This is a genomic window from Nocardioides sp. CF8, from assembly GCF_000389985.1.
Taxonomy (GTDB): domain Bacteria; phylum Actinomycetota; class Actinomycetes; order Propionibacteriales; family Nocardioidaceae; genus Nocardioides; species Nocardioides allogilvus.
In genome coordinates this window covers 2,006,761-2,032,668 of the sequence record NZ_CM001852.1, presented here as the reverse complement: position 1 = coordinate 2,032,668, position 25,908 = coordinate 2,006,761, and the positions used below count along the sequence as shown (strand labels likewise).

At 70.7% G+C, this 25,908-nt stretch carries 24 protein-coding genes; 20 read left to right on the top strand and 4 right to left on the bottom strand.

Features of this window, described 5'->3' with window-relative positions; genetic code table 11:
- Nucleotides 1–227 precede the first annotated feature (227 nt).
- Nucleotides 228–575, top strand: coding sequence for a single-stranded DNA-binding protein (locus CF8_RS09940; RefSeq protein ID WP_036490693.1), 348 nt, complete (start codon nt 228–230; stop codon nt 573–575).
- On the opposite strand, the gene CF8_RS09935 is transcribed toward CF8_RS09940, so the two are convergent.
- On the bottom strand, nt 535–1,671 hold the full coding sequence (locus tag CF8_RS09935; protein ID WP_036490692.1) for a DUF1015 family protein: 1,137 nt from the start codon (nt 1,669–1,671) through the stop codon (nt 535–537). The two genes, CF8_RS09940 and CF8_RS09935, sit on opposite strands and share 41 nt — an antisense overlap.
- A 65-nt stretch (nt 1,672–1,736) precedes the next feature.
- Between CF8_RS09935 and CF8_RS09930 the strand changes: the two genes are divergently transcribed.
- The 8 genes from CF8_RS09930 to CF8_RS09895 all read left to right on the top strand — a co-directional run bounded on the left by CF8_RS09930 (nt 1,737) and on the right by CF8_RS09895 (nt 10,424).
- Nucleotides 1,737–2,738, top strand: coding sequence for an HAD-IIA family hydrolase (locus CF8_RS09930; protein ID WP_232211606.1), 1,002 nt, complete (start codon nt 1,737–1,739; stop codon nt 2,736–2,738).
- Between the two features lie 10 nt (nt 2,739–2,748).
- On the top strand, nt 2,749–2,964 hold the full coding sequence (locus tag CF8_RS09925; RefSeq protein WP_036490691.1) for a hypothetical protein: 216 nt from the start codon (nt 2,749–2,751) through the stop codon (nt 2,962–2,964).
- Between the two features lie 3 nt (nt 2,965–2,967).
- Nucleotides 2,968–3,807 carry a TlyA family RNA methyltransferase gene (locus CF8_RS09920; protein ID WP_010832985.1) on the top strand — a complete coding sequence of 280 codons (840 nt, stop codon included), beginning with the start codon at nt 2,968–2,970 and terminating at the stop codon, nt 3,805–3,807.
- 2 nt (nt 3,808–3,809) lie between these two features.
- Entirely contained in the window at nt 3,810–4,775 is a 966-nt protein-coding gene (locus CF8_RS09915; protein WP_084623077.1) for an NAD kinase, read from the top strand.
- Complete coding sequence (gene recN, locus CF8_RS09910) at nt 4,768–6,519, top strand: DNA repair protein RecN (protein WP_010832983.1); 1,752 nt, start codon at nt 4,768–4,770, stop codon at nt 6,517–6,519. The genes CF8_RS09915 and recN overlap by 8 nt, the downstream gene beginning before the upstream one ends.
- Nucleotides 6,520–6,631: 112 nt before the next feature.
- On the top strand, nt 6,632–7,831 hold the full coding sequence (steA, locus tag CF8_RS09905) for a putative cytokinetic ring protein SteA (RefSeq protein WP_010832982.1): 1,200 nt from the start codon (nt 6,632–6,634) through the stop codon (nt 7,829–7,831).
- Nucleotides 7,831–8,712, top strand: coding sequence for a copper transporter (locus CF8_RS09900; protein WP_010832981.1), 882 nt, complete (start codon nt 7,831–7,833; stop codon nt 8,710–8,712). The genes steA and CF8_RS09900 overlap by 1 nt, the downstream gene beginning before the upstream one ends.
- A gap of 11 nt (nt 8,713–8,723) precedes the next feature.
- Nucleotides 8,724–10,424 (top strand): CTP synthase, encoded by a 1,701-nt coding sequence (locus CF8_RS09895; RefSeq protein ID WP_010832980.1) that lies wholly within the window; start codon nt 8,724–8,726, stop codon nt 10,422–10,424.
- Between the two features lie 83 nt (nt 10,425–10,507).
- Here CF8_RS09895 and pepN read toward each other — a convergent pair whose 3' ends face one another.
- Nucleotides 10,508–12,958, bottom strand: coding sequence for an aminopeptidase N (gene pepN / locus CF8_RS09890; protein WP_010832979.1), 2,451 nt, complete (start codon nt 12,956–12,958; stop codon nt 10,508–10,510).
- A gap of 47 nt (nt 12,959–13,005) precedes the next feature.
- Here pepN and CF8_RS09885 point away from each other — a divergent pair, with 47 nt between their 5' ends.
- From CF8_RS09885 to CF8_RS09870, 4 genes are all read left to right on the top strand, one after another.
- Nucleotides 13,006–13,608: an NUDIX domain-containing protein gene (locus CF8_RS09885; RefSeq protein WP_051204186.1), complete on the top strand. Its 603-nt coding sequence runs from the start codon at nt 13,006–13,008 to the stop codon at nt 13,606–13,608.
- 80 nt (nt 13,609–13,688) lie between these two features.
- Nucleotides 13,689–14,804 carry an alanine dehydrogenase gene (ald, locus tag CF8_RS09880; RefSeq protein ID WP_036492783.1) on the top strand — a complete coding sequence of 372 codons (1,116 nt, stop codon included), beginning with the start codon at nt 13,689–13,691 and terminating at the stop codon, nt 14,802–14,804.
- Nucleotides 14,801–15,733, top strand: coding sequence for a site-specific tyrosine recombinase XerD (xerD, locus tag CF8_RS09875; protein ID WP_010832976.1), 933 nt, complete (start codon nt 14,801–14,803; stop codon nt 15,731–15,733). The genes ald and xerD overlap by 4 nt, the downstream gene beginning before the upstream one ends.
- Entirely contained in the window at nt 15,733–18,330 is a 2,598-nt protein-coding gene (locus CF8_RS09870) for a DEAD/DEAH box helicase (RefSeq protein ID WP_010832975.1), read from the top strand. The genes xerD and CF8_RS09870 overlap by 1 nt, the downstream gene beginning before the upstream one ends.
- Before the next feature lie 8 nt (nt 18,331–18,338).
- On the opposite strand, the gene CF8_RS09865 is transcribed toward CF8_RS09870, so the two are convergent.
- Nucleotides 18,339–18,821, bottom strand: coding sequence for a gluconokinase (locus CF8_RS09865; protein ID WP_036490690.1), 483 nt, complete (start codon nt 18,819–18,821; stop codon nt 18,339–18,341).
- Between the two features lie 75 nt (nt 18,822–18,896).
- Here CF8_RS09865 and CF8_RS09860 point away from each other — a divergent pair, with 75 nt between their 5' ends.
- On the top strand, nt 18,897–19,583 hold the full coding sequence (locus tag CF8_RS09860) for a FadR/GntR family transcriptional regulator (protein WP_010832973.1): 687 nt from the start codon (nt 18,897–18,899) through the stop codon (nt 19,581–19,583).
- 2 nt (nt 19,584–19,585) lie between these two features.
- Here the strand turns inward: CF8_RS09860 and CF8_RS09855 are convergent, their stop codons facing one another.
- Nucleotides 19,586–20,983: a GntP family permease gene (locus CF8_RS09855; protein WP_010832972.1), complete on the bottom strand. Its 1,398-nt coding sequence runs from the start codon at nt 20,981–20,983 to the stop codon at nt 19,586–19,588.
- 353 nt (nt 20,984–21,336) lie between these two features.
- Between CF8_RS09855 and CF8_RS09850 the strand changes: the two genes are divergently transcribed.
- The 6 genes from CF8_RS09850 (at nt 21,337) to CF8_RS09825 (ending at nt 25,823) form a co-directional block, all read left to right on the top strand.
- On the top strand, nt 21,337–22,302 hold the full coding sequence (locus CF8_RS09850) for a ParA family protein (protein WP_198017022.1): 966 nt from the start codon (nt 21,337–21,339) through the stop codon (nt 22,300–22,302).
- On the top strand, nt 22,287–22,637 hold the full coding sequence (locus CF8_RS09845) for a hypothetical protein (protein WP_010832970.1): 351 nt from the start codon (nt 22,287–22,289) through the stop codon (nt 22,635–22,637). Before CF8_RS09850 ends, CF8_RS09845 begins: the two co-directional genes overlap by 16 nt.
- Complete coding sequence (locus CF8_RS09840) at nt 22,634–23,530, top strand: segregation and condensation protein A (RefSeq protein ID WP_010832969.1); 897 nt, start codon at nt 22,634–22,636, stop codon at nt 23,528–23,530. Before CF8_RS09845 ends, CF8_RS09840 begins: the two co-directional genes overlap by 4 nt.
- Nucleotides 23,523–24,281 (top strand): SMC-Scp complex subunit ScpB, encoded by a 759-nt coding sequence (gene scpB, locus CF8_RS09835; RefSeq protein WP_010832968.1) that lies wholly within the window; start codon nt 23,523–23,525, stop codon nt 24,279–24,281. Before CF8_RS09840 ends, scpB begins: the two co-directional genes overlap by 8 nt.
- Nucleotides 24,278–25,081 carry a pseudouridine synthase gene (locus CF8_RS09830; protein ID WP_010832967.1) on the top strand — a complete coding sequence of 268 codons (804 nt, stop codon included), beginning with the start codon at nt 24,278–24,280 and terminating at the stop codon, nt 25,079–25,081. The genes scpB and CF8_RS09830 overlap by 4 nt, the downstream gene beginning before the upstream one ends.
- Before the next feature lie 184 nt (nt 25,082–25,265).
- Nucleotides 25,266–25,823: a chloramphenicol phosphotransferase CPT family protein gene (locus CF8_RS09825; RefSeq protein ID WP_036492771.1), complete on the top strand. Its 558-nt coding sequence runs from the start codon at nt 25,266–25,268 to the stop codon at nt 25,821–25,823.
- Nucleotides 25,824–25,908: the final 85 nt, after the last annotated feature.

The following is a 25,908-nucleotide window of genomic DNA, read 5'->3' as shown; positions in this document are numbered from 1 at the left end:
GGTTGTGGGAGAGTAGGACGCCGCCGGACATACATTGTGAAAGAGGGACCATCTTCGGATGGTCCCTCTTTTGCATTTCCCGGCGCTCTTCGTCCCTCAGGTGCCCCCGAGATGGGTCGCATTCCGTCCACAGGGGCCTCATCGGGAGGCTCGTCCACAGCCTGCACGAGCGCGCAGGCCGGAATGTCGGACGGTGCGGGCAGCCTGCGGCATGGAGGTGATGTGCAATGTCTGCACAGACTGCAGTGGAGCTGGTCAACAGCGTTCGCCTGGTTGGCCGGATCAGCGGAGTGGCCGAGGAGAAGACGCTGCCCAGTGGCAGCGTCATCGTGGCGTTCCGTGTCGTGATCGATCGACCGCCCGGCCACGAGTCGGGTCAGCGGGTCGACACCCTGGAGTGCACGGCCTGGACAGCCCGGGTGCGCCGGTCGGTCCGGACCTGGCGCCAGGGAGACCTGGTCGAGGTGGACGGGGCCGTCCGACGACGCTTCTACGCCACCCCGGTCGGGAAGGCCTCCCGCGTCGAGATCGAGGTCAGCGGGGGCCGGATGGTTCGTCGCGCACCGAGCGCATGAGGACTCCGAGGCTCGGCTTCGGCTGGAACGACGTGGCCTTCTCCGGCAACAGCCCGCCCCGGTTCACGAGATCCCGGACGGCCGCGAAGTCGGGAGCCGGCAACAGCACCGCGACAGTCCGGCGCTGTGCGCGGCTCAGGGCGTCCTCGGCGGCGTGGTGGTAGGCGATGGCGGTCGGGGCCTGGGCCAGCGACGGGATCAGGGCGGTCTGGAGCCACTCGACGAGCTCGATGCCTGCCTCGGTGGGTGGGGTGACGACCGCCCAGTCCTGCGAGTCGGTCAGGACCAGGGTGTCCGGAGCCAGGTCGGCGAGCGCCTCCTGGCGGCCTCCCGGATGCACGGATCCGCCGGCCTTGACCGCGGCCTGCGTCACGTCCGCGAGGCTGACTCCGCTGAGCGTGCGGTGGATGGCGCCGAGGAACAGGGGAGTGTCCGTCTGGTCGACGAGCATCGCCAGGCCCCGGTCCCAGGCCGAGCCGGGATGCGCCTCCTGCAGCTGGAGGTAGGCCGCGTAGCGGTGGTGTCCGTCGGCGATCAAGGCGGCGCTGTCGCGCAGGGACCGGTTGATCGTGGCGATCTCACCGGGATCGGTGATGGCCCAGATGCGTTGCTTCTGCTCCGTCCGATCGAGGTACTCGTGGTCAGGGGTGCGCTTCGCGATGTCGCGCAGCATGCTCCGGACGTCGGCGGGGCCTTCGTGGACCAGCAGGATCGGCGCCGGGTTCATGCCCATCTCGAACATGCGCGTGGCCAGCTCGTCGACCTGGGCCGGGTGGATGCCTTCGTGCGGCCACACCGCCCGGTCGTCGAGGCCGGAGGCACGGCGGTCGATGGCGAGGGCGCCGACGAGACCACGGATCGTCAGGCCGCCGGCGGTGTACTCGTGCAGGAAGAGTGCCGGCTGATCGGTCCGGGCGACCCGGCCGGCGGCCTCCCACTCGAGGAGCCGGGCCGCCACTGCGCGATAGGGTCGCGCGAACGCTCTCGCGGAGGCCGGGTCACCGACTCGGCTGGGAGCCAGCAGCAGGGCTTCGAACGGCTCGAGTCGCAGGGGCTTCGCGACGTACGGAGGCGTGATCACTGCCGCGAAGTCCATCGAAGCATCGTAGGCGCCGCACCCCAGCGGCCGACGGGAGGGTGAATGTGCTGAAGGCATCGGAAGTGCCACTGCTCGAGACCTATGACCTCACGATGTTCGACCTCGACGGGGTCGTCTACGTCAGTGGCCGGGCGATCGACGGGGTCGCTGAGCGTCTGCAGCGCGTGCGGGACGCCGGAGTGCACCTGGCGTTCGTCACCAACAACGCGTCGCGCACGCCCGAGAAGGTCGCGGCCAACCTGGTCAAGCTCGGGGTGGCGGCGACCGCCCCGGACGTGGTGACGTCGGCGCAGGCAGCCGCACGCGTGGTCAAGGACCGCTTCGGTCCGGAGGCGAGCGTGTTCCTGCTGGGCGGTGCCGGACTGGAGGCAGCGCTCGCGGCCGAGGGACTGGGCGTGACCGACGAGCCGAGCACGGCCGCGGCGCTCGTCAGCGGTTACGGCCCCGACGTCCTGTGGAAGGACGTCATGCGCGCGGCCACCCTGATCCGCGACGGGTTGCCCTACGTCGCCAGCAACACCGACATGTCCATCCCCACCGACTACGGGCTCGCGCCCGGGCATGGCGTGCTGGTCAAGACCCTCACCGACTTCGCCGGGGTCGAGCCGATCGTCGCCGGCAAGCCCGCACGGCCGCTGATGGACGAGACGATCCGACGTGTCGGCGGTGACCGGCCGTTGATGGTGGGGGACCGTCTCGACACCGACATCGAAGGCGCGCACGCGGTCGGTGTCGACTCGCTGCTCGTGATGACGGGGGTGACGCACCTCGGCGAGCTGGTGGGGGCCACCCCTGAGCTGCGCCCCAGCTACATCTCGCCCGACCTCGAGGGACTCTTCGAGAGCCATCCGGTGCCGGAGCCGGTCGCGGACGGCGCGCGTCTGGGTGGTTGGCAGGCCACGGTGGAGGCAGGAGCCCTGGCGGTCAGGGGCGAGGGCAGCGATGCCGACTGGTGGCGCGTCGTCGCCACCGCAGGCTGGACGTTCCTGGACGCGACCGGCACGGCGGCCGACGCGACCGCGCTCAAGCCACCGGTCACCTCGGTGCAGGCCGGGCGCAGGTAGCCTCGCGTCCATGAGTGAGTACGACGAGCAGGCCCACCGGGCGGCCGACGAGCACGCCGACGAGCCGACCGACGGCTGGGAGGCGCCGACGACGGGGATGTCGGTCGTGGACGACGTGCTCGCATCCGTGCAGGCCCTCGACGGCCGGCCCGTCGAGGAACACGTCGCCGCCTTCGAGCAGGCGCACGAACGGCTGCGCCGTGCCCTCGACCCCGGGCACGGCTGAGCGGTGCCGCCTCGTCGTCTTAGGCTCGACGCCGAGCTCGTCCGCCGAGGGCTGGCGCGCTCTCGTGAGCACGCGAGCGAGCTGATCGCCGACGGTCGGGTCAAGGTCTCCGGATCACTCGCGACCAAGCCCGCCACCGGCATCACGACCGACGTGGCGATCGTGGTCCGTGAGGACCCGGATCGCGAGGAGTACGTCTCGCGCGGCGGGCACAAGCTCGCCGGCGCCCTGGCGGTCTTCGCCGACCACGGTGTCAGCGTGACGGGCAAGCGCTGTCTCGATGCGGGAGCGTCCACCGGGGGATTCACCGACGTGCTGCTCCGTGCGGGTGCGCGTGAGGTCGTGGCCGTGGACGTCGGCTACGGGCAGCTGGCGTGGTCGCTGCAGAGCGACGAGCGCGTGATCGTGCACGACCGCACCAACATCCGGGAGCTGACGCCCGAGATCGTCGGCGACCCGGTCGACCTGGTGGTCGGTGACCTCTCCTTCATCTCCCTCGAGCTCGTGCTCGACGCGCTGCTGTCCGTCCTGGCGCCGACCGGGGAGCTCGCGCTGATGGTCAAGCCGCAGTTCGAGGTCGGCAAGGACCGGGTCGGCAAGGGCGGTGTCGTGCGCAGCCTCGACCTCCGGGCAGAGGCCGTCACCCACATCGCGGACGCGGCCGCGAAGCGCGGCTGGGGCGCGGTGGCCGTGACCACCAGTCCGCTCCCGGGCCCGTCGGGCAATGTCGAGTTCTTCCTGCTGCTGCGCCGAGGGCCGGCTGCCATCGGCGCCGACGAGGTGCGCGCCGAGGTCGAGCGCAGCGCTTCTTGGGGCGCGGCGGGTGAGAGGGTGGACCCGTGACCCTGACGCCGACCGATGCCCAGCGCCGGGTGCTGCTGCTGGCCCACACCGGACGAGCGGAGGCCCGCGAGGTCGCCCGTGAGTGCGCGCGCGCCCTGATCGAGCACGGCATCGTCGTACGACTCCTGGAGCTGGAGGCCAAGGACCTCGAGCTCGAGGCCACCGAGGACCCGGTCGACGGTGGCTGGATCGAGACCGTCGGTGCCCGAGGCAGGCCCGGCGAGGGATGCGAGCTCGCGCTCGTCATCGGTGGTGACGGTTCGATCCTGCGCGCCGCGGAGCTGACGCACGCGAGCGGCACACCGCTGCTCGGCGTCAACCTCGGCCACGTGGGGTTCCTGGCCGAGGCCGAGCAGGACGACGTGGCGATCACCATCGAGGCGATCGTCGAGCGTCGCTACGTCACCGAGGACCGGCTGACCGTCGACGTCACCGTGCACCAGGACAAGGAGGTCGTCTACGAGACCTTCGCCCTGAACGAGGCCAGCGTCGAGAAGGCCGCCCGGGAGCGGATGCTCGAGGTGGTCGTCGAGATCGACGGTCGCCCGCTGTCCAGGTGGGGTTGTGACGGCGTCGTGTGTGCGACGCCGACCGGCTCGACCGCCTACAACTTCAGCGCCGGTGGTCCGGTGGTGTGGCCCGGCGTGGAGGCGCTGCTGATGGTGCCGATCAGCGCGCACGCGCTCTTCGCCCGGCCCATGGTCGTGGCTCCCACCAGCGTGCTCGCCATCGAGGTCCTGGCCAACACCGAGGGCTCCGGCGTGCTGTGGTGCGACGGACGCCGCACGGTCGACCTGCCCCCGGGAGCGCGGATCGAGGTCCGCCGCGGTGCCCGGCCGGTGCGATTGGTCCGCCTGCACGAGGCTCCGTTCACCGACCGGCTGGTCGCGAAGTTCGACCTGCCCGTCGAGGGGTGGCGCGGTGCGTCCGAGCGGCGGCGCCGCGAGGAGGGCAACGCCGATGCTTGAGGAGATCCGGATCCGCTCGCTCGGGGTCATCGAGTCCTCCACGCTCGAGCTCGGTCCCGGTCTGACGGTGATCACCGGTGAGACCGGCGCGGGCAAGACCATGGTCGTGACCGCCCTCGGGCTGCTGCTGGGTGGCCGCGCCGATCCCGGCGCCGTCCGCACCGGTGCCAAGCACGCCCGTGTCGAGGGCGTCGTGGGTGTCACCGACCTGCCCCAGGTCGTCACCGCCGTGGAGGAGGCCGGGGGAGAGGTCGAGGACGGTCGGGTCGTGCTGGCCCGCAACATCGCCGCCGAGGGCCGGTCCCGTGCCTGGGTCGGCGGCGCCGCGGTGCCGGTGTCGGCACTCGCGTCCGTGGCTGAGCCGCTCGTCGCCGTACACGGCCAGTCCGACCAGCACCGCCTGCTGAAGCAGAGCGCCCAGCGCGACGCGCTGGACCGGTTCGGTGGACCCGGCGTGGCCAAGGCCGCTGCGGCCTACGCACGTCTCCACGATCGACTGGTCGAGGTGGAGCGCGACCTGCGTGCGGTCGTGCTCAGTGCGCAGGAGCGGGCTCGGGAGGCAGACCAGCTCAGGTTCGGGCTCGGCGAGATCGAGGCCGTCTCGCCCGAGCCGGGCGAGGACACCGCCCTGGCCGCGGAGGAGGGCCGGCTCGGCTTCGCCGACACCCTGCGCACCGCGGCCGAGCAGGCGCGCGAGGCGCTGAGCAGCGAGCAGGGCGGTCCTGACGCCCTGGCGACGACCTCCGCCGCACGCACCCTCCTGGAGGGCGTCCGCGACCACGACCCGCAGGCCGGCGAGCTCGCGGACCGGTTGGCCGAGGTGACCTACCTGCTCTCGGACGTCGCGGCCGACGTCGCGTCCTATGCCGCGCGGCTCGACACCGACCCGGCACGGCTGGCCGCGGTGAGCGAGCGACGGGCGGCGCTGACCTCGTTGACCAGGAAGTACGGCGAGACCATCGACGACGTGCTCGGCTGGGCGCAGGCGGGATCTCGCCGGCTGCTCGACCTGGACTCGACCGACGAGCAGATCGACGAGCTCACGGCCGAGCAGACGAGCCTGCGCGAGCAGCTCGACGCGGCGGCGGGCAAGCTGACCGCCGCACGGCTGAAGGCCGCTGCCCGGCTGGGCTCGGTCGTCACCGACGAGCTCTCGTTGCTCGCGATGCCACACGCGACGGTGACCGTCGCGGTGCGCGCGCAGGAGGTGGATGCCCCCGAGCAGCTCACGGCCGGTGTCCTGCGGGTCGGTGATCGCTGGCTGCGCGCGACGAGCAGCGGGGTCGACGAGGTCGAGCTCCTGCTCGCGGCCAACACAGGCGCCGACGCGCGCCCGCTGCACAAGGGCGCCTCGGGCGGTGAGCTCTCGCGCGTCATGCTGGCCGTCGAGGTCGCCCTCGCCGAGACCAGCCCGGTGCCGATCTTCGTCTTCGACGAGGTCGACGCCGGTGTCGGCGGCAAGGCCGCGATCGAGGTCGGCCGCCGGTTGGCGCAGCTGGCCCGCGACGCGCAGGTCCTGGTCGTCACGCACCTGCCCCAGGTGGCGGCGTTCGCCGACCAGCACGTGGTGGTGCACAAGTCGAGTGACGGCACGGTGACGACCTCGGGCCTCACGGTCCTCGACGACACCGAGCGCGAGCGTGAGCTGTCGCGGATGCTGGCAGGGCTCGAGGAGTCCGACACCGCGCTGGCGCACGCCCGCGAGCTGATGGACACCGCCGCGCCTGCGCGCTCACGCGCCTGAAGCAGCCGGCTGGGGGCCGACCGGGCCCGGCACCGGGGTGTCCACGGTCACGACGCGCCCACGGGCGCGGGTGCCGGGATCGACCTGCGGCGGCTGACACCATGGCTCGGTCATGAAGATCCCCAGTCACACCCGTCAACGCCCCCCCGCGCTGCCCGGCATCCAGGGCACGGCACGTGTCGATCGCCGTACGTCACACCTGATCGCCCGGTTGCGACCGGGCGACATCGCAATCGTCGACCACCAGGACATGGACCGGGCCACGGCCCAGGCCCTGGTGGATGCCGGTGTCGCGGCCGTCCTCAACGCATCCCCGATGATCTCGGGTCGCTATCCCAACCTCGGCCCCGACGTGCTGGTCCAGGCCGGCGTCCCGGTCCTCGACACCTTCGGCGCCGAGATCATCAGCCGGATCAAGGACGGCACCAGGCTGCGCGTGCACGAGGGGCAGGTCTTCGACGGCGCCGAGAGCGTCGCGGTGGGCCGCCTCGTCGATGCCGACGTCGTCGGGGTCGAGCTCGAGTCGGCTCGCAGCGGGCTGCACTCGCAGCTCGAGAGCTTCACCCACAACAGCACCGAGTTCCTCCGCCGTGAGCAGGACCTCCTGCTGCACGGCCGCGGGGTGCCACGCACTGCCACGGACCTGGCCGGGCGGCCGGTCGTGGTCGTGGTGTGCGGACACGACTGGGAGATCGAGCTCGCCGGCATCAAGGCGTTCATCCGCGAGCAGGCCCCGGTCCTGATCGGCGTCGACGCCGGCGCCGACGCGCTCCGCGCCGCGGGCTACACGCCGCACATCGTGGTGGCCAACATCTCCGACGACGAGCTCCCGGCGGTCGAGGTGCTGAAGAAGGCCAAGGACGTGGTGGTGCTCGTCGAGCGGGGTGCCCCGTCGGCCGTCACCGAGCGGTTCGCCCGCATCGGCGTGCGACCCCTGCGGTTCGAGACCGGCGCCACGACCGAGGACGCTGCCCTGATCCTGGCCGATGCCGGGCAGGCCCGCCTGATCGTCGGGGTGGGCATGCACGCCACCCTGGACGAGTTCCTCGACCGGCGACGCACCGGCCTCGCCAGCACCTACCTCACCCGGCTGAAGGTCGGGCCGCGCCTCGTCGACGCTGGTGCCGTCCCGCACCTGTACGACGGCCAGGTGCGCCCACGTCACCTGCTGGCCGTCATGGTGGCCGGGCTGCTCGCCCTCGCCGCCGCCATCGGCGTCACCCCCGTCGGCCAGGAGTGGGCGGACACCGCCACCCCGGTCGTCACCGACGCCGTGACCACCCTCATCGATCGCGTGCAAGGACTGTTCTGATGATCACCTTCCGGCATTTCCTGACCAGCCTCGTGGCTGTCTTCCTGGCGTTGGCCGTGGGCATCGTCCTCGGCGGCGGGCCACTGTCCGACGTGACCGATCCTGAACCGTCACCGGCTGCCGCGACCGAGGGAGCAGCAGACCCGGCGGGTGCGTACGCCGCTGGGTTCGCCGGCGCCGTCGGCCCGCTGCTCACCAGTGCCAAGCTCGCCGACCGCGAGGTCGCGGTCGTGAGCGTGCCGGGGGTGAACGAGGAGACGCTGACAGCCCTGGCCGAGCAGGTGACGGGCGCCGGCGGCACCATCACCGGTCGCTACTCGCTGACCGAGGCGATGGTCGTGCCCGAGCAGAAGTCCCTGGTCGACACGCTCGGCAGCCAGCTCATGACGCAGCAGGGCAAGACGATCGCGGCCGACGCGACGACGTACGACCGGATCGGGCAGCTGCTCGGTGTGGCGATCGCCACCACGACGGCGGAGGGTGACGCGCCCAGCTCCAAGGAGTCCGCCGTCATCGACAGCCTCGTGGGTGCCGGTCTGGTGTCCTTCGAGGGGACCGTGTCACGTCGTGCGCCGCTGGTGCTCCTCGTGCTCGGCAGCGAGCCCGCCGCCGACGGTGGGGACTCCATCACCGCCGGAATCGCCGCAGGACTGGGCAGGGCAGCGGTCGGCGTCGTCGTCGCCGGCACCATCGCCGACGGTGGCGAAGGGCAGCTCGGGCGACTGCGCGCGGAGCCGGTCTCGGCCGAGGTGGCCACCGTCGACGGCATCGACACAGCAGCCGGAAGGGTGGCCACGGTGCTCGCACTCTCGCGCTCCCTGAGCACCAAGGGCGGGGCCTTCGGTGCGTCTGGTGCCGACGGACCCGCTCCGCTGGGGTAGGCTCGAACCCCGTGAAGAACCCGACGCCGACCAAGCACGTATTCGTGACCGGAGGCGTCGCCTCCTCCCTCGGCAAGGGGCTCACCGCCTCGAGCCTGGGAAGCCTTCTGAAGTCGCGCGGCCTGCGCGTGACCATGCAGAAGCTGGACCCCTACCTCAACGTCGACCCCGGGACGATGAACCCGTTCCAGCACGGCGAGGTGTTCGTCACCAACGACGGCGCCGAGACCGACCTGGACATCGGCCACTACGAGCGATTCCTCGACACCGACCTGGGCCAGATCGCCAACGTGACGACCGGGCAGGTCTACTCGGCGGTCATCGCCAAGGAGCGTCGCGGCGACTACCTCGGTGACACCGTGCAGGTCATCCCGCACATCACCAACGAGATCAAGGACCGCATCCTCGCGATGGGCGGCCCGGAGATCGACGTCGTGATCACCGAGATCGGTGGCACCGTCGGTGACATCGAGTCGCTGCCCTTCCTCGAGGCGGCCCGCCAGACCCGCCACCAGATCGGCCGGGAGAACTGCTTCTTCATCCACGTCTCTCTGGTGCCCTACATCGGCCCCTCGGGCGAGCTGAAGACCAAGCCGACCCAGCACTCGGTGGCCGCGCTGCGCTCCATCGGCATCCAGCCCGACGCGATCGTGTGCCGGGCCGATCGTGACCTGCCGGAGAGCATCAAGCGCAAGATCGCGCTGATGTGCGACGTCGACGACGAGGCCGTCGTCACGGCCGCCGATGCGCCGTCGATCTACGACATCCCCAAGGTGCTGCACAGCGAGGGCCTCGACGCCTATGTCGTACGCCGCCTGGACCTGCCCTTCCGCGACGTCGACTGGACCGTCTGGGACGACCTCCTGCGCCGGGTGCACCACCCGCAGGAGGACGTGACCGTCGCGCTGGTCGGCAAGTACATCGACCTGCCCGACGCCTATCTCTCCGTGGCCGAGGCGCTGCGCGCCGGCGGATTCGCCCACGAGGCCAAGGTGCACATTCGCTGGATCGCCTCCGACGAGTGCGAGACCCCGCAGGGCGCGGCCAAGCACCTGAGCGACGTCGACGCCGTCCTCGTGCCCGGCGGCTTCGGCATCCGCGGCCTGGAGGGCAAGCTGGGCGCGCTGACCTACGCCCGCACCCACGGCATCCCCACGCTGGGCCTGTGCCTGGGCCTGCAGTGCATGGTGATCGAGTACGCCCGCAACGTCGCCGGGATCGACGGCGCCGGCTCGACGGAGTTCGAGCCCGACGTCAAGGCCCCGGTCATCTCCACCATCGAGGAGCAGAAGCAGTTCGTCGAGGGCGCCGGTGACCTCGGTGGCACCATGCGGCTCGGCCTGCAGCCGGCCGACCTGACGCCGGGAAGCGTGGTCGCCAAGGCGTACGGCGCCGAGCGGGTCGAGGAGCGCCACCGCCACCGCTACGAGTTCAACGACGCCTACCGCGCCGAGCTCGAGGCCGCCGGCCTGGTCTTCTCCGGGGTCAACCCGGACCTGGGCCTGGTGGAGTTCGTCGAGCTCCCCTCCGACGTGCACCCCTACTACGTCGCCACGCAGGCCCACCCCGAGCTGAAGTCGCGCCCGACCCGGCCGCACCCGCTGTTCGCCGGGCTGGTCGGTGCCGCGATCGACCGGCAGCGCGAGCTCCGGATCCCGATCGACGAGCACGGCCTGCGCCGCGTCGACACCGACGACGACACCGTCGACTGAGGTCGCCCCGGCAGGTCTTCTGCCGGGTCACCACCACATGCGCGGCTTGACCCGGCACGTCCTGTGCCGGGTCAACGCGTATTTCACCGGATGGTGCGGGCCTGGTGCAGGCGCCCCAGCACGAACGACTGGGCGCGCAGCTGGTTGCGGGCGTAGAGGCTGATCGACTCGTCCTCGGTCGCGGCAAGGGCAGCCGCGAGGAACGACTCGTCGCCGACGGCGTGGGGGTACATCGCCCGGATCACGACGCCCTGGTTGAGCATGCCGCCCTTGAGGTCGGGCAGCTCGGCGAGGTAGCGGTGGGTGTACGGCGCCAGCAGCTCCGCCTGCGCGGGACGCCAGAAGATCGCGCCGAGCTCGAGGGTGTCGCGACTGGCAGGCACGGCGTAGTCGACGAAGAAGGCGCGCCACACGGCCTCCTTCGACTCCTCGTCGGGGCTGGCGGCGAGCACCTTGAGCCGCTTGATCCCGGCGTCGGGGTCGGCGTCCTGCTCGAGCAGCCGGGCCACCGCGTCGTCGTCGCGCTGGCCGAGCTCGGAACGTCGGATCATCATCCGCCAGGCCAGGTCCGAGTCGGCCGACTCGGCGGCTGCCTCGTCGAGCGCTGCCCAGTGCTGGTCGGTGGTGGCATTGGCTGCCAGCGTGCGCAGCGCCGGCTGGCGGTTGACCGGGTCCTCGGACAGCACGAGTGCCGCATCGGCCAGCGCTGAGCGGAGCGCGGGGGACTCGTCGGGACGGGCCCACCGGTCGGCGACGTGGTGGCCGACCGACAGGAAGGGCTCGACCAGGGCCGGGTTGTGCTCGGAGTGCAGGCCGCGGGCGATGGCCGCCGCACCGGCGCCCGGAGCCAGCTCGCCCAGCAGCAGGAGCTGGGTGATCGTGCCCACCACGAGGGCGCGCGACAGCGGCTCGGGGAAGTCGCCGAGGTGGTCGAGCATCAGCCGCAGCGACTCCGCGTCGGGGCGGACGGCCGCGAAGGTGAGGTCCTCGGCGTTCAGCAGGTGCAGGTCGCCGGTCGGCAGGTCGACCTCGGTCGACTCCCTGGTCAGCTCGGTCGACGTGACGGCCACCTGGCGCAGCTCGTCGCCCGCCACGGCGTAGGTGGCGATGTTGATCCGGTGCGGTCGCGGGGCCTGGTCGTCGGGCGACTCCGCCCGCACGGTCGAACCGTCGAGCGCGAGGACGTCGGTGCCGGCACGGTCCAGCCAGGACGCGGTCCAGCTCGACAGGTCACGACCGGCGGCCTCGCCGTACGCACCCATCAGGTCGTCGAGGACCGTGTTGGCGAAGGCGTGCTTGCGGAAGTAGGCGCGCAGTCCCTCGACGAACGCATCCTCACCGATGTAGGCCATCAGCTGGTGCAGGACGCTCTGGCCCTTGACGTAGGTGATCGAGTCGAAGTTGGCCATGGCGCCGTTGACGTCGGCGACCGCGCCGCGGATCGGGTGCCGGCCCGGGCCCATGTCCATCTCGTAGGCGGGGCGCTTGTAGAGCGCCAGGAAGCTGGCCCACTGGTCGGAGAACTCGGTGGCCTGCGACATCGCCCAGTTGGACGCCCACGACGCGAACGCCTCGTTGAGCCACAGGTCGTCCCACCACTGCATGGTCACGAGGTCGCCGAACCACATGTGCGCCATCTCGTGCAGCACGAACTCCGCGCGCACGGCGCGCTGGTTGTGCGACGGGGGAGTGCGGAAGAGCTGGGAGTCGCCGTAGGTCACGCAGCCCCAGTTCTCCATCGCCCCGCCGAGGTTGGGCACGAAGACCTGGTCGTAGCGCGACTGCGGGAACGCGATGCCGAACTTGTCGCCGAAGAAGGCGAGTCCCTGCCGGGTGAGCGTGACCAGCTCCTCCACGTCCCGCTCGAGGTGGGCGACCAGCGACTGGCGGCAGAAGAAGCCGAGGTCGTAGCCGTCGTGCTGCTGGCGGATCTCGTGGAAGGGGCCGGCATTGACGACCACGACGTACGTCGACAGGCGGGGCGTGTCCCCGAAGTGCCACACCCGGGCGTCGGCCTGCTCGGCGTCCTCGACCAGGTCGGGCCCCGAGTTGGAGGTGACCGTCCAGGACGCCGGTGCCAGCACCGTGAACTTGTGCGGCGCCTTGAGATCGGGCTGGTCGAAGCAGGCCCACAGCCGGCGGGCCTCGTCGGTCTCGAGGCTGGTCCAGACGTAGACGAGGCCGTCGGTCGGGTCGACCGTGCGCAAGATGCCCTCGCCGCTCCCGGTGTTGGTGGTCGATGCCTCGACGACCAGCACGTTGTCCGCGGCCAGCCCGGGCAGCGGCAGCCGGCCGCCGGCGGCGGTGCCCAGGTCGAGGTCCGTGCCGTTGAGGGTCGCCCGGGAGATGTCCGCGACGCAGTCGACGAACGTCGAGGTGCCGGGCTCGGAGCAGCTGAAGGTGATGGTGCTGACCGAGGCGAAGAGCTCGCCCTCGAGGAGGCCGGTCATGTCGACCTCGATGTCGTAGCGCTGCACCTCGAGGAGGCGGGACCGCTCGGCAGCTTCGATCTGGGTCAGGCTCAGCAACGTCATGGGGTGAGACGGTACTCACACCCGAGCCGACCGCTAAATTCGTGGGCATGGACCCCGCATCGCTTGCCGACCGACCCGCAGCGTGGCCCGTGGTGCGCAGTCGGGACCTGCACCGCGACGGCTGGATCGTCGCGCTGCGCGAGGACGTCGTGACCCGGCCCGAGCACCCCGAGGACGAGTTCGTCCGCATCTCGCTGGAGCACCCGGGCGCCGTGGTGGTGCTCGCCGTGGACGACCAGGAGCGGGTGCTGTGCCTGCGGCAGTACCGCCACACCACGCAGCGCGAGTTCGTGGAGCTGCCGGCGGGCCTGCGGGACGCCGCCGACGAACCCTCGGTCGAGACCGCGAAGCGCGAGCTGCGCGAGGAGGCCGAGCTGGCCGCGACGTCGTGGCAGCTCCTGCTGAGCACCTTCGCCAGCGCGGGGATCAGCGAGGAGGTGCACGAGATCTTCCTGGCCCGTGGGCTGTCGGTGGCTCCGCGCGGCGACTTCGCGATGGTGCACGAGGAGGCGGAGATGGAGGTCTTCTGGGCGCCGATGGCCGACCTGCTCGACGCGGTGCTCGACCGCCGGGTGCAGCAGGGCCCGCTGGCGCAGGCGGTGCTGGCCTACGACGTGCTCAAGCGGCGCGGCGGGCTGGAATCGGTGTGACACCCGACTGGCGATAGTGTCGTTCTGCTGTGACGTGGGCCACCACCAGGTGGCGCTGACGGCTGGCTCGAGGAGACATGGTGAAGGTCGGCGTTCCGAAGGAAGTCAAGAACCACGAGTACCGCGTCGCGATCACACCCGCCGGTGTCCACGAGCTCACGGTGCACGGCCACGACGTCGCCGTACAGGAAGGCGCGGGCTTCGGGTCGTCGATCGCGGACGAGGAGTTCGTCGCTGCCGGCGCGCGGATCCTGCCCACCGCCGATGACGTGTGGGAGCACGCCGACCTGGTCCTCAAGGTCAAGGAGCCGATCGAGGAGGAGTACCCGCGCATGCGCGCCGGGCAGGTGCTGTTCACCTACCTCCACCTCGCCGCCGACAAGGCGCTGACCGAGGAGCTGATCCGGCGCCGGATCACCGCCATCGCCTACGAGACCGTGCAGACGCCCGACGGCGCGTTGCCGCTGCTGCACCCGATGTCCGAGGTCGCGGGTCGGCTCGCGCCGCAGGCAGGCGCCTACCACCTGATGCGTGCGGGCGGCGGTCGCGGCGTCTTGCTCGGGGGAGTCTCCGGGGTCTACCACGGCAAGGTGGTCGTGATCGGGGCCGGCGTCTCGGGCATGAACGCCGCTGCCATCGCGCTGGGCATGCACGCCGAGGTGCTGCTGCTCGACAAGGACATCAACAAGCTGCGCGCGGCCGACCGCATCTACCAGGGCCACCTCCAGACGATCGCGTCCAACGGCTACGAGATCGAGCGCGCCTGCCTGGACGCCGACCTCGTCATCGGTGCCGTGCTGGTCCCGGGGGCGAAGGCGCCGACGCTGATCTCCAACGACCTGGTGTCGCGGATGAAGCCGGGCTCGGTGCTCGTCGACATCTCGATCGACCAGGGCGGCTGCTTCGAGGACTCACGTCCGACCACGCACGACGACCCGACCTACAAGGTGCACGAATCGGTCTTCTACTGCGTGGCCAACATGCCCGGTGCCGTGCCCCACACCTCGACGTACGCCCTCACCAACGTGACGCTGCCCTATGCCGTGGCGCTGGCCGACAAGGGCTGGGCGCAGGCGTGCAAGGACGACCACAGCCTCGCGCTCGGCCTCAACACCCACGACGGCTCGCTGACCAACGCCCCCGTGGGTGAGGCGGTGGGCATCGAGGCCGTGGGGCTGGATACCGTCCTCACGTGACTGACACGGCGGCCCTGACGCGCGCCATCCGCACCTACCTGGACCACCTGGCGGTCGAGCGGGGCCTGGCGGCCAACACGTTGTCGTCCTACCGACGCGACCTGCGGCGGTACGCCGACCACCTGGCCCAGGAGGGCGTGAGCACGCTCGACGAGGTCACCGAGGCGATCGTGGCCGGCTTCCTGATGCGGCTGCGCGAGGGCGACGCCGAGCACCCGCCGCTGAGCTCGACGTCGGCGGCCCGCACCGTGGTGGCGGTCCGGGGCTTCCACAAGTTCGCCGTGGCGGACGGGCTGGCCACCCTCGACCCGGCCAGTGCGGTCAAGCCGCCGACGCCGGCGAAGAGGTTGCCCAAGGCGTTGCCGCTGTCCGACGTCGAGGCGATCCTCGAGGCCGCCGGCGCTCCCGACACCACCCTGGCGTTGCGGGACCGCGCCCTCCTGGAGGTCCTCTACGGCACGGGTGCGCGCATCTCCGAGGCCGTCGGGCTCGACGTCGACGACATCGACACCGTCGACGCGACGGTGCTGCTGCGTGGGAAGGGCTCCAAGGAGCGGCTGGTCCCGATCGGCGGCTATGCCCTCGACGCGGTGGACGCCTACCTCACGCGGGCCCGCCCCGAGCTCGTCGTGGCCTCGACGCCCGGCGGCGCGATGTTCCTGAACTCCCGTGGCGGCCGGCTGTCGCGCCAGAGCGCCTGGGCGGTGCTGGTGAAGGCGGCCGAGCGGGCCGGGGTCACGCGCGACGTGTCGCCGCACACGCTGCGACACTCCTTCGCCACCCACCTGCTCGACGGCGGCGCCGACGTCCGTGTGGTCCAGGAGCTCCTGGGCCACGCCTCCGTGACGACGACACAGGTCTACACCCTGGTCACCGTCGACAACCTGCGCGAGGTCTTCGCCACCGCGCACCCACGAGCGAGGGACTGATGGCCATCCAGCTCAGCAACGTGCGCGGCGACGCGGACGCGGTCTACGACGCCTTCACCACCTGGGTGGGGGAGCAGGGGCTCGACCTCTACCCGCACCAGGACGAGGCGGTCATGGAGCTGGTCGGGGGCAGCCACGTCATCCTCGCCACGCCCACCGGCTCGGGGAAGTCGCTGGTCGCCATCGGTGCCCATGCGGCCGCGCTCGCGCAGGACAAGGTGTCCTTCTACACGGCGCCGATCAAGGCGCTGGTGAGCGAGAAGTTCTTCGCGCTGTGCGAGGTCTTCGGTGCCGAGAACGTCGGGATGCTGACCGGTGACGCGGCGGTCAACCCGGACGCCCCGATCATCTGCTGCACCGCCGAGATCCTCGCCAACCTGGCGCTGCGCGAGGGCCGCAGCGCCGATGTCGGCCTGGTCGTGATGGACGAGTTCCACTTCTACGCCGAGCCGGAGCGCGGCTGGGCGTGGCAGGTGCCGCTGCTCGAGCTGCTCGACACCCAGTTCCTGCTGATGTCGGCGACGCTGGGCGACGTCTCGTTCTTCGTCGAGGACCTGAAGCGCCGTACGGGTCGCGACGTCGCGGTCGTCGACGACGCCGAGCGGCCGGTGCCGCTGACCTTCACCTGGTCGCTCGACCACCTCGGTGAGACGCTCGAGGAGCTGGTGAGCACCAACCAGGCTCCGGTCTACGTCGTGCACTTCACCCAGGCGGCCGCGGTGGAGCACGCCGTCGCGCTGCTCAACGCGAAGGCCACGTTCAAGGTCGACAAGGAGGCGCTGGCCGACCGCATCGGCGGCTTCCGCTTCGGTGCCGGCTTCGGCAAGACGCTGTCCAAGCTCGTGCGCAACGGCATCGGCGTGCACCACGCGGGGATGTTGCCGAAGTACCGCCGCCTCGTGGAGCAGCTCGCCCAGTCGGGCCTGCTCACCGTCATCTGCGGCACCGACACCCTCGGCGTCGGCATCAACGTGCCGATCCGCACCGTGCTGTTCACCGGTCTCGCGAAGTTCGACGGCAACCGCCAGCGGGTGCTGCGGACGCGCGAGTTCCTCCAGATCGCCGGCCGCGCCGGGCGTGCGGGCTACGACACGGCGGGCTACGTCGTCGTACAGGCTCCCGAGCACATCATCGACAACGAGCGTGCGAAGGCCAAGGCCGAGGCCAAGAACGCTGCTCCCGGCGCCAACGCCAAGCGCAAGTCCAAGGCCCAGCTCAAGAAGCCGCCCGAGGGCACGGTGGTGTGGACCGAGCAGACCTTCGACAAGCTCGTGGCCGGTGTGCCCGAGCAGCTCACCTCGCGGATGAAGGTCGACAACGCGATGCTGATCAACGTCGCCACCCGCGAGGAGGACGCCTTCGCGGTGATGCGCCGGCTGCTCACCGACAACCACGAGGACCGTCGCCAGCAGCTGCGCCTGGCCCGGCGTGCGCTGCGCCTCGCGCGCAGCCTGCTGCGGACCGGGGTGTTCACCCGGCTCGACGAGGTCGACGAGTTCGGCCGCCGCTACCTCCTGACCGTCGACCTGCCCGCGGACTTCGCGTTGAACCAGCCGCTGGCGCACTTCGCACTGGCGGCCTTCGACGTGCTCGATCCCGAGTCCGACACCTACACCCTCGACATCGTGACCGTGATCGAGTCGGTGCTCGAGGCTCCCCGGCAGATCCTGATGGCCCAGCAGTTCGCCGCGCGCGGCGAGGCCGTGCAGGAGATGAAGGCCGACGGCATCGAGTACGACGAGCGGATGGCGCTGCTCGACGCGATCACGTGGCCACAGCCGCTCTCGGAGCTGCTGGAGGGCTTGTACGAGATCTACCGCCAGCGGCACCCGTGGCTGCGCGAGGACGCGCTGTCGCCGAAGACGATCGTGCGGATGATGTGGGAGCAGGGGATGAGCTTCACCGACTTCGTCGGTCGCTACCAGCTCGCCCGGTCCGAGGGGCTCGTGCTGCGCTACCTCACCGACGCCTACCGCACCCTGCGCCAGACCGTGCCGGAGGCGCACCGCACCCCCGAGCTCGACGACCTGATCGAGTGGCTGGGGGAGACGATCCGCCAGACGGACTCGTCGCTGCTCGACGAGTGGGAGGCGCTCAGCGACCCCGAGCACGTGCCCGGGCGGGTGGCGCACCACGAACCGCCGCCACCGCCGCGTCCGATCACCAAGCAGGGCCGCACCTTCGAGGTGATGGTCCGCAACGCCATGTGGGCGCGCGTCGACCTGGTGTCGCGTGACGACCTCGACGGGCTGATGCGGCTCGAGCGGGCCGCCGCCGAGCGAACGGACTCGCCCCGGGCCGTGGTCATGGGCCGGTCGGTGTGGGACACGGCGATCGAGGACTACTACGCCGAGCACGACACCGTGCTGATCGACGGCGACGCCCGCGGCCCGTCGCTGCTGGAGCTCGGTCCCGAGCGCACAGGCGAGCCCGTCGGCACCGAGGAGGGCACGTCAGCCCGGGTGCGCGACGTGCGCCAGACCATCCACGATCCGGAGGGCCACCACGACTGGGTGATCGATGCCCTCCTGGACTGCGACGCCTCCGACGAGGCCGGAGAGCTCGTGCTGCCCACGGTCGCGATGCGGCGCCTGTAGGACAGGGGTCAGTCCCCGATCGCCGCCAGGACCTGGGAGATCACGTCCTCCACCGGCTGCGACACGTCGAAGACCGCACCCAGCTCGTCGGGTCCGAGCGGCTCCAGCGCGTCGAACTGCGACTGCAGCAAGGACGCAGGCATGAAGTGGTCGCGCGCCTCCATCCGCGCGCGCAGCACCGCGAACGGCGCGGCGAGGTGCACGAAGAAGAGCGAGTCCTGCGGCAGACCGCCACGGAGCACGTCGCGGTAGCTGCGCTTGAGCGCCGAGCACGTGAGCACGCTGGAGATCTCCTCGTCGTGGTGGAAGGCCAGCAACGAGGCCAGCACCTCGAGCCACGGCCACCGGTCCTCGTCGTCGAGCGGGATCCCCGCCGACATCTTCGCGATGTTGGCGGGCGGGTGCAGGCTGTCGCCCTCGATGAACAGCGCGCCGTGACGAGCGGCTAGCTCGGTGGCGACGGTCGTCTTGCCGGTGCCCGAGACACCCATCACCACGAGGTGCTGTGGCCCGGGTGCCGTGTCGGCACCCCGACGGGCACGGGCGACGCGACTAGTCTGCTGCTCGTGCCGACCGCCCACACCACCGTGCTCGCCGAGGTGGGGCGACGGATCGTGCGAGGTGACCTCGCCGAGGACACCGTCATCACCCTGGACTGGATCGGGGACACCTACGGCGTCTCGCGGACCGTGGCCCGCGAGGTGGTGCAGGTGCTGGTCTCGATGGGGCTGGTCGAGAGCCGTCGGCGTACGGGCATCAGGATCCTGTCCCGGGCTGAGTGGGACGACTACGACCCGGCGATCATCCGCTGGCGGCTGGAGGGCGACCAGCGGCTCCGGCACCTCCACGAGCTCGCCGAGCTGCGCGCGGCCATCGAACCGGCCTCGGCCGCGCTGGCGGCCTCCTACGCCGACGCCGACCAGCGGACCGAGATCGTCCGGCTCGCCGAGCAGATGGAGGCCTCGGGGGCAGCCGGCGACCTGCAGCTCTTCCTCGAGCAGGACATCGCCTTTCACCGGCTCCTCCTTCGCGCGTCGGGCAACGTCATGTTTGCCGGTCTGGGCGACGTCGTCGAGGGGGTCCTGCGCGGCCGCACGGACCACGACCTGATGCCGCCGGAACCCAAGCGGGAAGCCCGGCGGCTGCACCAGGTCGTGGCCGAGGCGGTGGCCGGCGGCGAGGCGGAGGTCGCCCGCCACGCGATGACCGCGATCCTGGCCGAGGTCGTCTCCGACCTCGGCCACGACCACTGACGTCACAACAGGCCTGCCACCTGCCACAGGACTGCTGCCAGCGCGAACGCCGACAGCCCGAGCGTGGTCTCCATGACCGTCCAGGTCTTGAGCGTGGTCTTCTCGTCCATCCCGAAGAACCTGCTCACCAGCCAGAAGCCCGAGTCGTTGACGTGCGAGAGCACGGTGGAGCCCGCGGCGATGGCCACGACCAGCAGGGTGAGGTGGATGTTGTCGAGGCCGCTCGCCTGGGTCGCGATCAGGCCCGCCGTCGTCGTCAGCGCAACGGTGGCCGATCCCTGGGCGACACGCAGCGCGGTGGCGATGAGGAACGCCTGCAGCAGCAGCGGCAGGCCCACGTCGGAGAGCGATGAGGTCAGGGCGTCGCCGATGCCGCTGGTCCGCAGGACACCGCCGAACATCCCGCCCGCGCCGGTGATGAGGATGATCGAGCAGATCGGGCCGAGCGCCTGGTCGAGCACACCCATGGTGTCGGACAGCGTCCCGTTGTGCCGGCCGAGGACGGCGATGGCGACGAGCAGGCTGATCAGCAGCGCGACGGGGGTGTTGCCCAGCAGCTGCAGGACCTCGACCCACAGCTGGCCCTCGGCGAGGGCACCGTTGGTGACGAGGGTGGTCAGCACCGTGTTGAACGAGATCAGGAACAGCGGCACCAGCAGCAGGCCCAGCACGGTCGTGAAGGCGGGCGGGGCGACGACCGGCCGGTCCGTGGCGTCGGCGCCGCCGTTGACCTCGCCGAACAGGAGGTCCGGGACGGGTACGTCGAAGCGAGCGCCGAGGAACCGGGAGACGAGGTAGACGCCGAAGTACCAGGAGATGACCGCGACCGGCACGCCGATGAGCAGGATGACACCGATGTCGGCACCGAGCGCCGTACCCGCGGCGACAGGACCGGGGTGCGGAGGCACGATCGCGTGCATGGCCGCGAAGGCACCGGCAGCGGGGAGGGCGTAGTAGAGGACGGAGCCGCCGAAGCGCCGGGCGACGGTCAAGATGATCGGCAAGAACACCACCAGGCCGGCATCGAAGAAGATCGGGAAGCCGAAGAACAGGGCAGCCACACCCAGCGCGAACGGTGCCCGGGCCGCACCGAACCGGTTGATCAGGGTGTCGGCCAGCACCTGGGCGCCACCGGTCACCTCGAGGAGGCGGCCGAGCATGACCCCGAAGCCGACGAGGAGCGCCACCGATCCGAGGGTGGTGCCGAACCCGGCGAGGAGCGCCGTCGGCACCAGCGCCACCGGGATCCCGGCCGCCAGGGCCGTCAGCAGGCTGACGAGCACGAGCGCGATGAACGCGTGCAGTCGCACCTTCATGACCAGTAGGAGCAGCAGACCGACGGCCGCTGCGGCAATGAGCAGGAGGACCGGCGTGCTGTAGGCCGGTTCGAGGTTTTCCATCAGGTGGCTCCGAAGTGAGGACGGTCACAGGTCCTGAGCATCATGAATGAAAGGTAATACCTTTGCAAGACCCGCTCTGCACAGGTTTGTGCACAGGCTGGGAAGTCCTGTGCACTCAACCGGGGCTTCATGCACAGATTTGGGTACGGGCTTGTGGGACTGGCCCCACCTGTTGTGGGCGTCGAGGCGTGGTCCTAGGCTCGCCCGGAACCTGAAGTGAGAAGTGTCGCCGTGTCGACAAAGTTCGCGGCCTCGGGCGTGGTGCAATCGGATCAGTCGAACTAGGAGCGCTCTCGATGAACAGTGGCGGTTTCAACTCCAACCCCTGGCAGACCGGCAGCAGTGCGGCCGACATGCCCCCACTGATGAGCCCGCCCCAGCCGAGCGCTGCGCCGCCGACGCACGCCGCCGCCGACCCCCTTCCCTTCGTCCGACCAGAGGAGCCCCCCGTGACGACGCCCGTGCAGGAAGCCGAGCGGGCGATCGGGCCCACCGGTCGTCCGCTTCCCACGTTCCCGCAGCCGGGACCCGTGGGGGAGCGAACCCGCGCTCGCGTCGTGTCGATGTGCAACCAGAAGGGTGGCGTCGGCAAGACCACGACGACCATCAACCTGGGCGCGTCGCTGGCCGAGTACGGCCGCAAGGTGCTGCTGGTCGACTTCGACCCGCAGGGCTCGCTCTCGGTCGGCCTGGGCCTCAACCCGCACGAGATGGACCTGACGATCTACAACCTCCTCATGCAGCGCGACGTCGCGCTCGAGGACGTCGTCGTGCCCTCCGGCGTGCCCGGCATGGACCTCCTGCCCTCCAACATCGACCTGTCCGCGGCCGAGGTGCAGCTGGTGCACGAGGTCGCCCGCGAGCAGACCCTGCAGCGCGTGCTGGGACCGGCCCTGGAGAACTACGACGTCATCCTGATCGACTGCCAGCCCTCGCTCGGCCTGCTCACGGTCAACGCCCTGACCGCCTCCGACGGCGTGATCGTCCCGCTGGAGTGCGAATACTTCGCACTGCGCGGGGTGGCGCTGCTCAAGACCACGATCGACAAGGTGCGCGAGCGGCTCAACCCCAAGCTCGAGGTCGACGGCATCCTCGGCACGATGTTCGACGGCCGCACCCTGCACAGCCGTGAGGTCATGGACCGGCTGGTCCAGGCGTGGGGCGACAAGGTCTTCCACACCGTGATCCGTCGCACCGTGAAGTTCTCCGACGCCACCGTCGCCGGCGAGCCGATCACGGCCTACGCATCCGCCTCGAGCGGCGCCAGCCACTACCGCGAGCTCGCCAGGGAGGTGCTCACCCGATGGCCCGCCGAGTGAGCATGCCGACCGCCGACGACCTGTTCCGCGCGACCGCGGACGGCACCGAGACCGCCGCCCGCCCGGTGCGCGCCGTGGCCGACCGCCCCGCCGACGACGTCGACTCCGGCCCCAAGAAGCCGAGCGGTCGCGTCCGTCACGACGAGAAGATGACCGTCTACGTCACCTCCGACGAGCTGCTCGACATCGAGCACACTCGGCTCATGCTGCGGCGTGCCAACGGCCTGGCCGTGGATCGCGGCCGGCTCGTGCGTGAGGCCATCGCCCTGGTGCTGGCCGACTTCGAGGCCAACGGTGACGACAGCGCACTGGTCCGGCGGCTGACCGAGGAGTGAGAGCAGGACACTCCGGCGCGACACTCGCACCCGGCACTCCCGCCGACGGCGAGACGCCTGCCTTCGCCGTACGCCTCGACAACTTCGAGGGCCCCTTCGACCTGCTGCTGAGCCTGATCGCCAAGCACAAGCTCGACATCACCGAGGTCGCGCTGTCGCAGGTCACCGACGAGTTCATCGCCCACATCAAGGTGGGTGGCAAGGCCTGGGACCTCGAGCAGACGACCTCGTTCCTGCTGGTCGCCTCGACCCTGCTCGACCTCAAGGCTGCCCGGCTGCTGCCGCAGGGCGACGTGGAGGACGAGGAGGACCTCGCGCTGCTCGAGGCACGCGACCTGCTGTTCGCCCGCCTGATGCAGTACCGCGCGTTCAAGCTGGTCGCCGGCGTGCTCGAGCAGCGCCTCGCCGCCGAGTCGACCCGCCACCCGCGCCAGGTCGGCATGGAGGAGCGCTTCGCGAGCCTGCTGCCCGAGGTCCTGATCGGCATCGGCCTCGAGCAGTTCGCCCAGCTCGCGGCCAAGGCCATGGAGCCCAAGCCGGTCGTCGAGGTCTCGCTGCAGCACATCCACGCCTCCAAGGTGAGTGTGCGCGAGCAGGCCTCCATCGTGATGGACCGGCTGCGCCACTCGGGCACCATGACCTTCCGCGCGCTCTGCGGCGACTCACCCGACCGGCTGACGACCGTGGCGCGCTTCCTGTCGCTGCTGGAGCTGTTCCGCGAGGGCGTCGTCGCCTTCGACCAGGTCACGCCGCTGGGCGAGCTGACCGTGCGCTGGACCGGCGACGAGGACGCAGAGATCGAGATCACCGACGAGTTCGACGGGGCGCCAGCCGAGGCAGAATCAGACGTGAGCCTCGACGATCGCCCGAGCCAGGAGTACGACGATGAGTGAGAGCACGACGGACACGGACACCACCTCCACCGACACCAGCGTGACGGTGGACGTGGAGACGCTGGCGGTCGAGATCGCCGATCTGCGCCCGGCCCTGGAGGCGATCTTGATGGTCGCCGACCAGGCGCTCGACAAGGTGCAGCTCGCCTCGGTCGTTGGCCACCCGGTCGAGGCCGTGGACGCGGCACTGCATGCCCTGGCCGCCGAGTACACCGAGCAGGGTCGTGGCTTCGAGCTGCGCAACGTGGCCGGGGGCTGGCGCTACTACACCCGCGACGCCTATGCCGGTGTCGTCGAGAGCTTCGTGCTGGAGGGCCAGCAGGCCCGGCTGACGCAGGCGGCGCTGGAGACCCTGGCCGTGGTCGCCTACAAGCAGCCGGTCTCGCGGGCCCGGGTCTCGGCCGTGCGTGGCGTGAGCGTCGACGGCGTCATGCGCACGCTGCTGACGCGCGGCCTCGTCGAGGAGGCCGGCCAGGACGTCGAGACGGGCGCCAACCTCTACCGGACCACGACCTACTTCCTCGACCGCATCGGGATCACCTCGCTGGAGGAGCTGCCCGAGCTGGCGCCGTACCTCCCCGACATGGAGGACCTCGAGGACGAGCTGACCCAGATGGCCGCCCCGACGCCCGAGCCCACACCTGAACCTGCGACGGAGCCGGCGACCGAGCCGCCCGTCGAGGACCCCCACCACCCGGCGCCGCACAGCGGCAACGGCACCGAACCCGACGGCGGGACCGAGATCGCATGAAGCCCCACGACCAACCCGACAACGACCAGCCTGCGTCGCAGCGCCCCGAGACCGACGAGGACGGGCTGATCCGGCTGCAGAAGCTGCTCGCCCAGTCCGGCGTCGCGAGCCGTCGCAAGTGCGAGGAGCTGATGCTCGAGGGCCTCGTCGAGGTCGACGGGGAGATCGTCTCGCGGCTCGGCACCAAGGTCGACCCGAGGACCGCCGTGATCCGCGTGGAGGGCAAGCGGCTGCCGCCGATCAGCCCCTCGGTCTACCTCGTGCTCAACAAGCCGCGCGGTGTCGTCTCGACGATGAGCGACCCCGAGGGGCGCCGCAGCCTGGGCGAGCTGGTGGCCGACCGGCCCGAGCGGCTCTTCCACGTCGGCCGGCTCGACACCGACACCTCCGGGCTGATCATCCTGACCAACGACGGCGACTTCGCCCAGCGGCTGGCGCACCCGTCCTTCGAGATCGAGAAGACCTACGTCGCCGAGGTCGAGGGCGAGCTGCACAAGGGCATCATCAAGAAGCTGCTCGCCGGCGTGACCCTCGACGACGGCCCGATCGCGGTCCGGCGGGCCCGGATCGTCGAGGGCAGCCACGGCCGTACGTCGCGTGAGCGCACCATCGTCGAGCTCGTCATCCACGAGGGGCGCAACCGCATCGTGCGCCGCCTGCTCGAGCACGTCGGGCATCCCGTGACCCGGCTGACCCGCACCTCCATCGGCCCGCTCGAGCTCGGCAAGCTGCCGTTGGGGGAGATGCGCGAGCTGACCCTGGACGAGCTCGGCGTGCTGCTCGACAGCGCCGAGCTCTGAGGGTCGCTGCATCGCCGACATACCGGACTGGTCGTGGGGATCGTGAAAGTCCACGCAGGTGCGTGGAGCTTCAGGGCGCCGGCCGCTCTCCGAGCGGGGGTCGCTCTGGAACTTCACCCGTGTGCGTGGAGTTGCATCCGCGCGATGGCGTCGTGCTGCCTGAGCGCTAGGGTCGCTGGGTGTGATGCGGGAGGCGAAGGGTCGCGTGGTCATTCTCAACGGCGCCTCGAGCTCCGGGAAGACCAGCATCGGTCAAGCACTGTTGTCCCAGCTCCCCGGCCCGTGGTTCCTCGTACCCGTGGATGCCTTCGGAGCCATGCGCTCCACCTCGCACACCGACGCGCTCAACGACGCCGACCTGGCCGAGGTCCTGAAGCGGACCCGTCTCGGCTACCACCGCGCGGTGGCTGGCCTCGCGTCTGCGGGAAACGACGTGGTCATGGACTATCCGCTCAGCGAGTGGTGGCGTCTCGATGACCTGCTGGACGTGCTGGGTGGCTACGACGTGACACTCGTCGAGGTCCGCTGCTCGTCCGAGGAGCTCGCACGCCGCGAGCACGCGCGTGGTGACCGAACGGTGGGCCTGGCCCAGTCGCAGGGAGCGGTGTACGAGCTCGGCGATCGCGACATCCTCGTCGACACCACGCGAGCCACGCCCGCCGCGTGCGCGGCACAGATCGCCGAGCTGTTGGGATCGCTCAACAAGCTGAAGGCCTTCGATCGGTTCCGCCGGCACGCGTGAGCACCTGTGCGTCGCTGCATCACGGACATACCGGGCGTCTGCGCTGCAATTCACGGGGCGGATTCATATGGTCGAAGCAACGCTT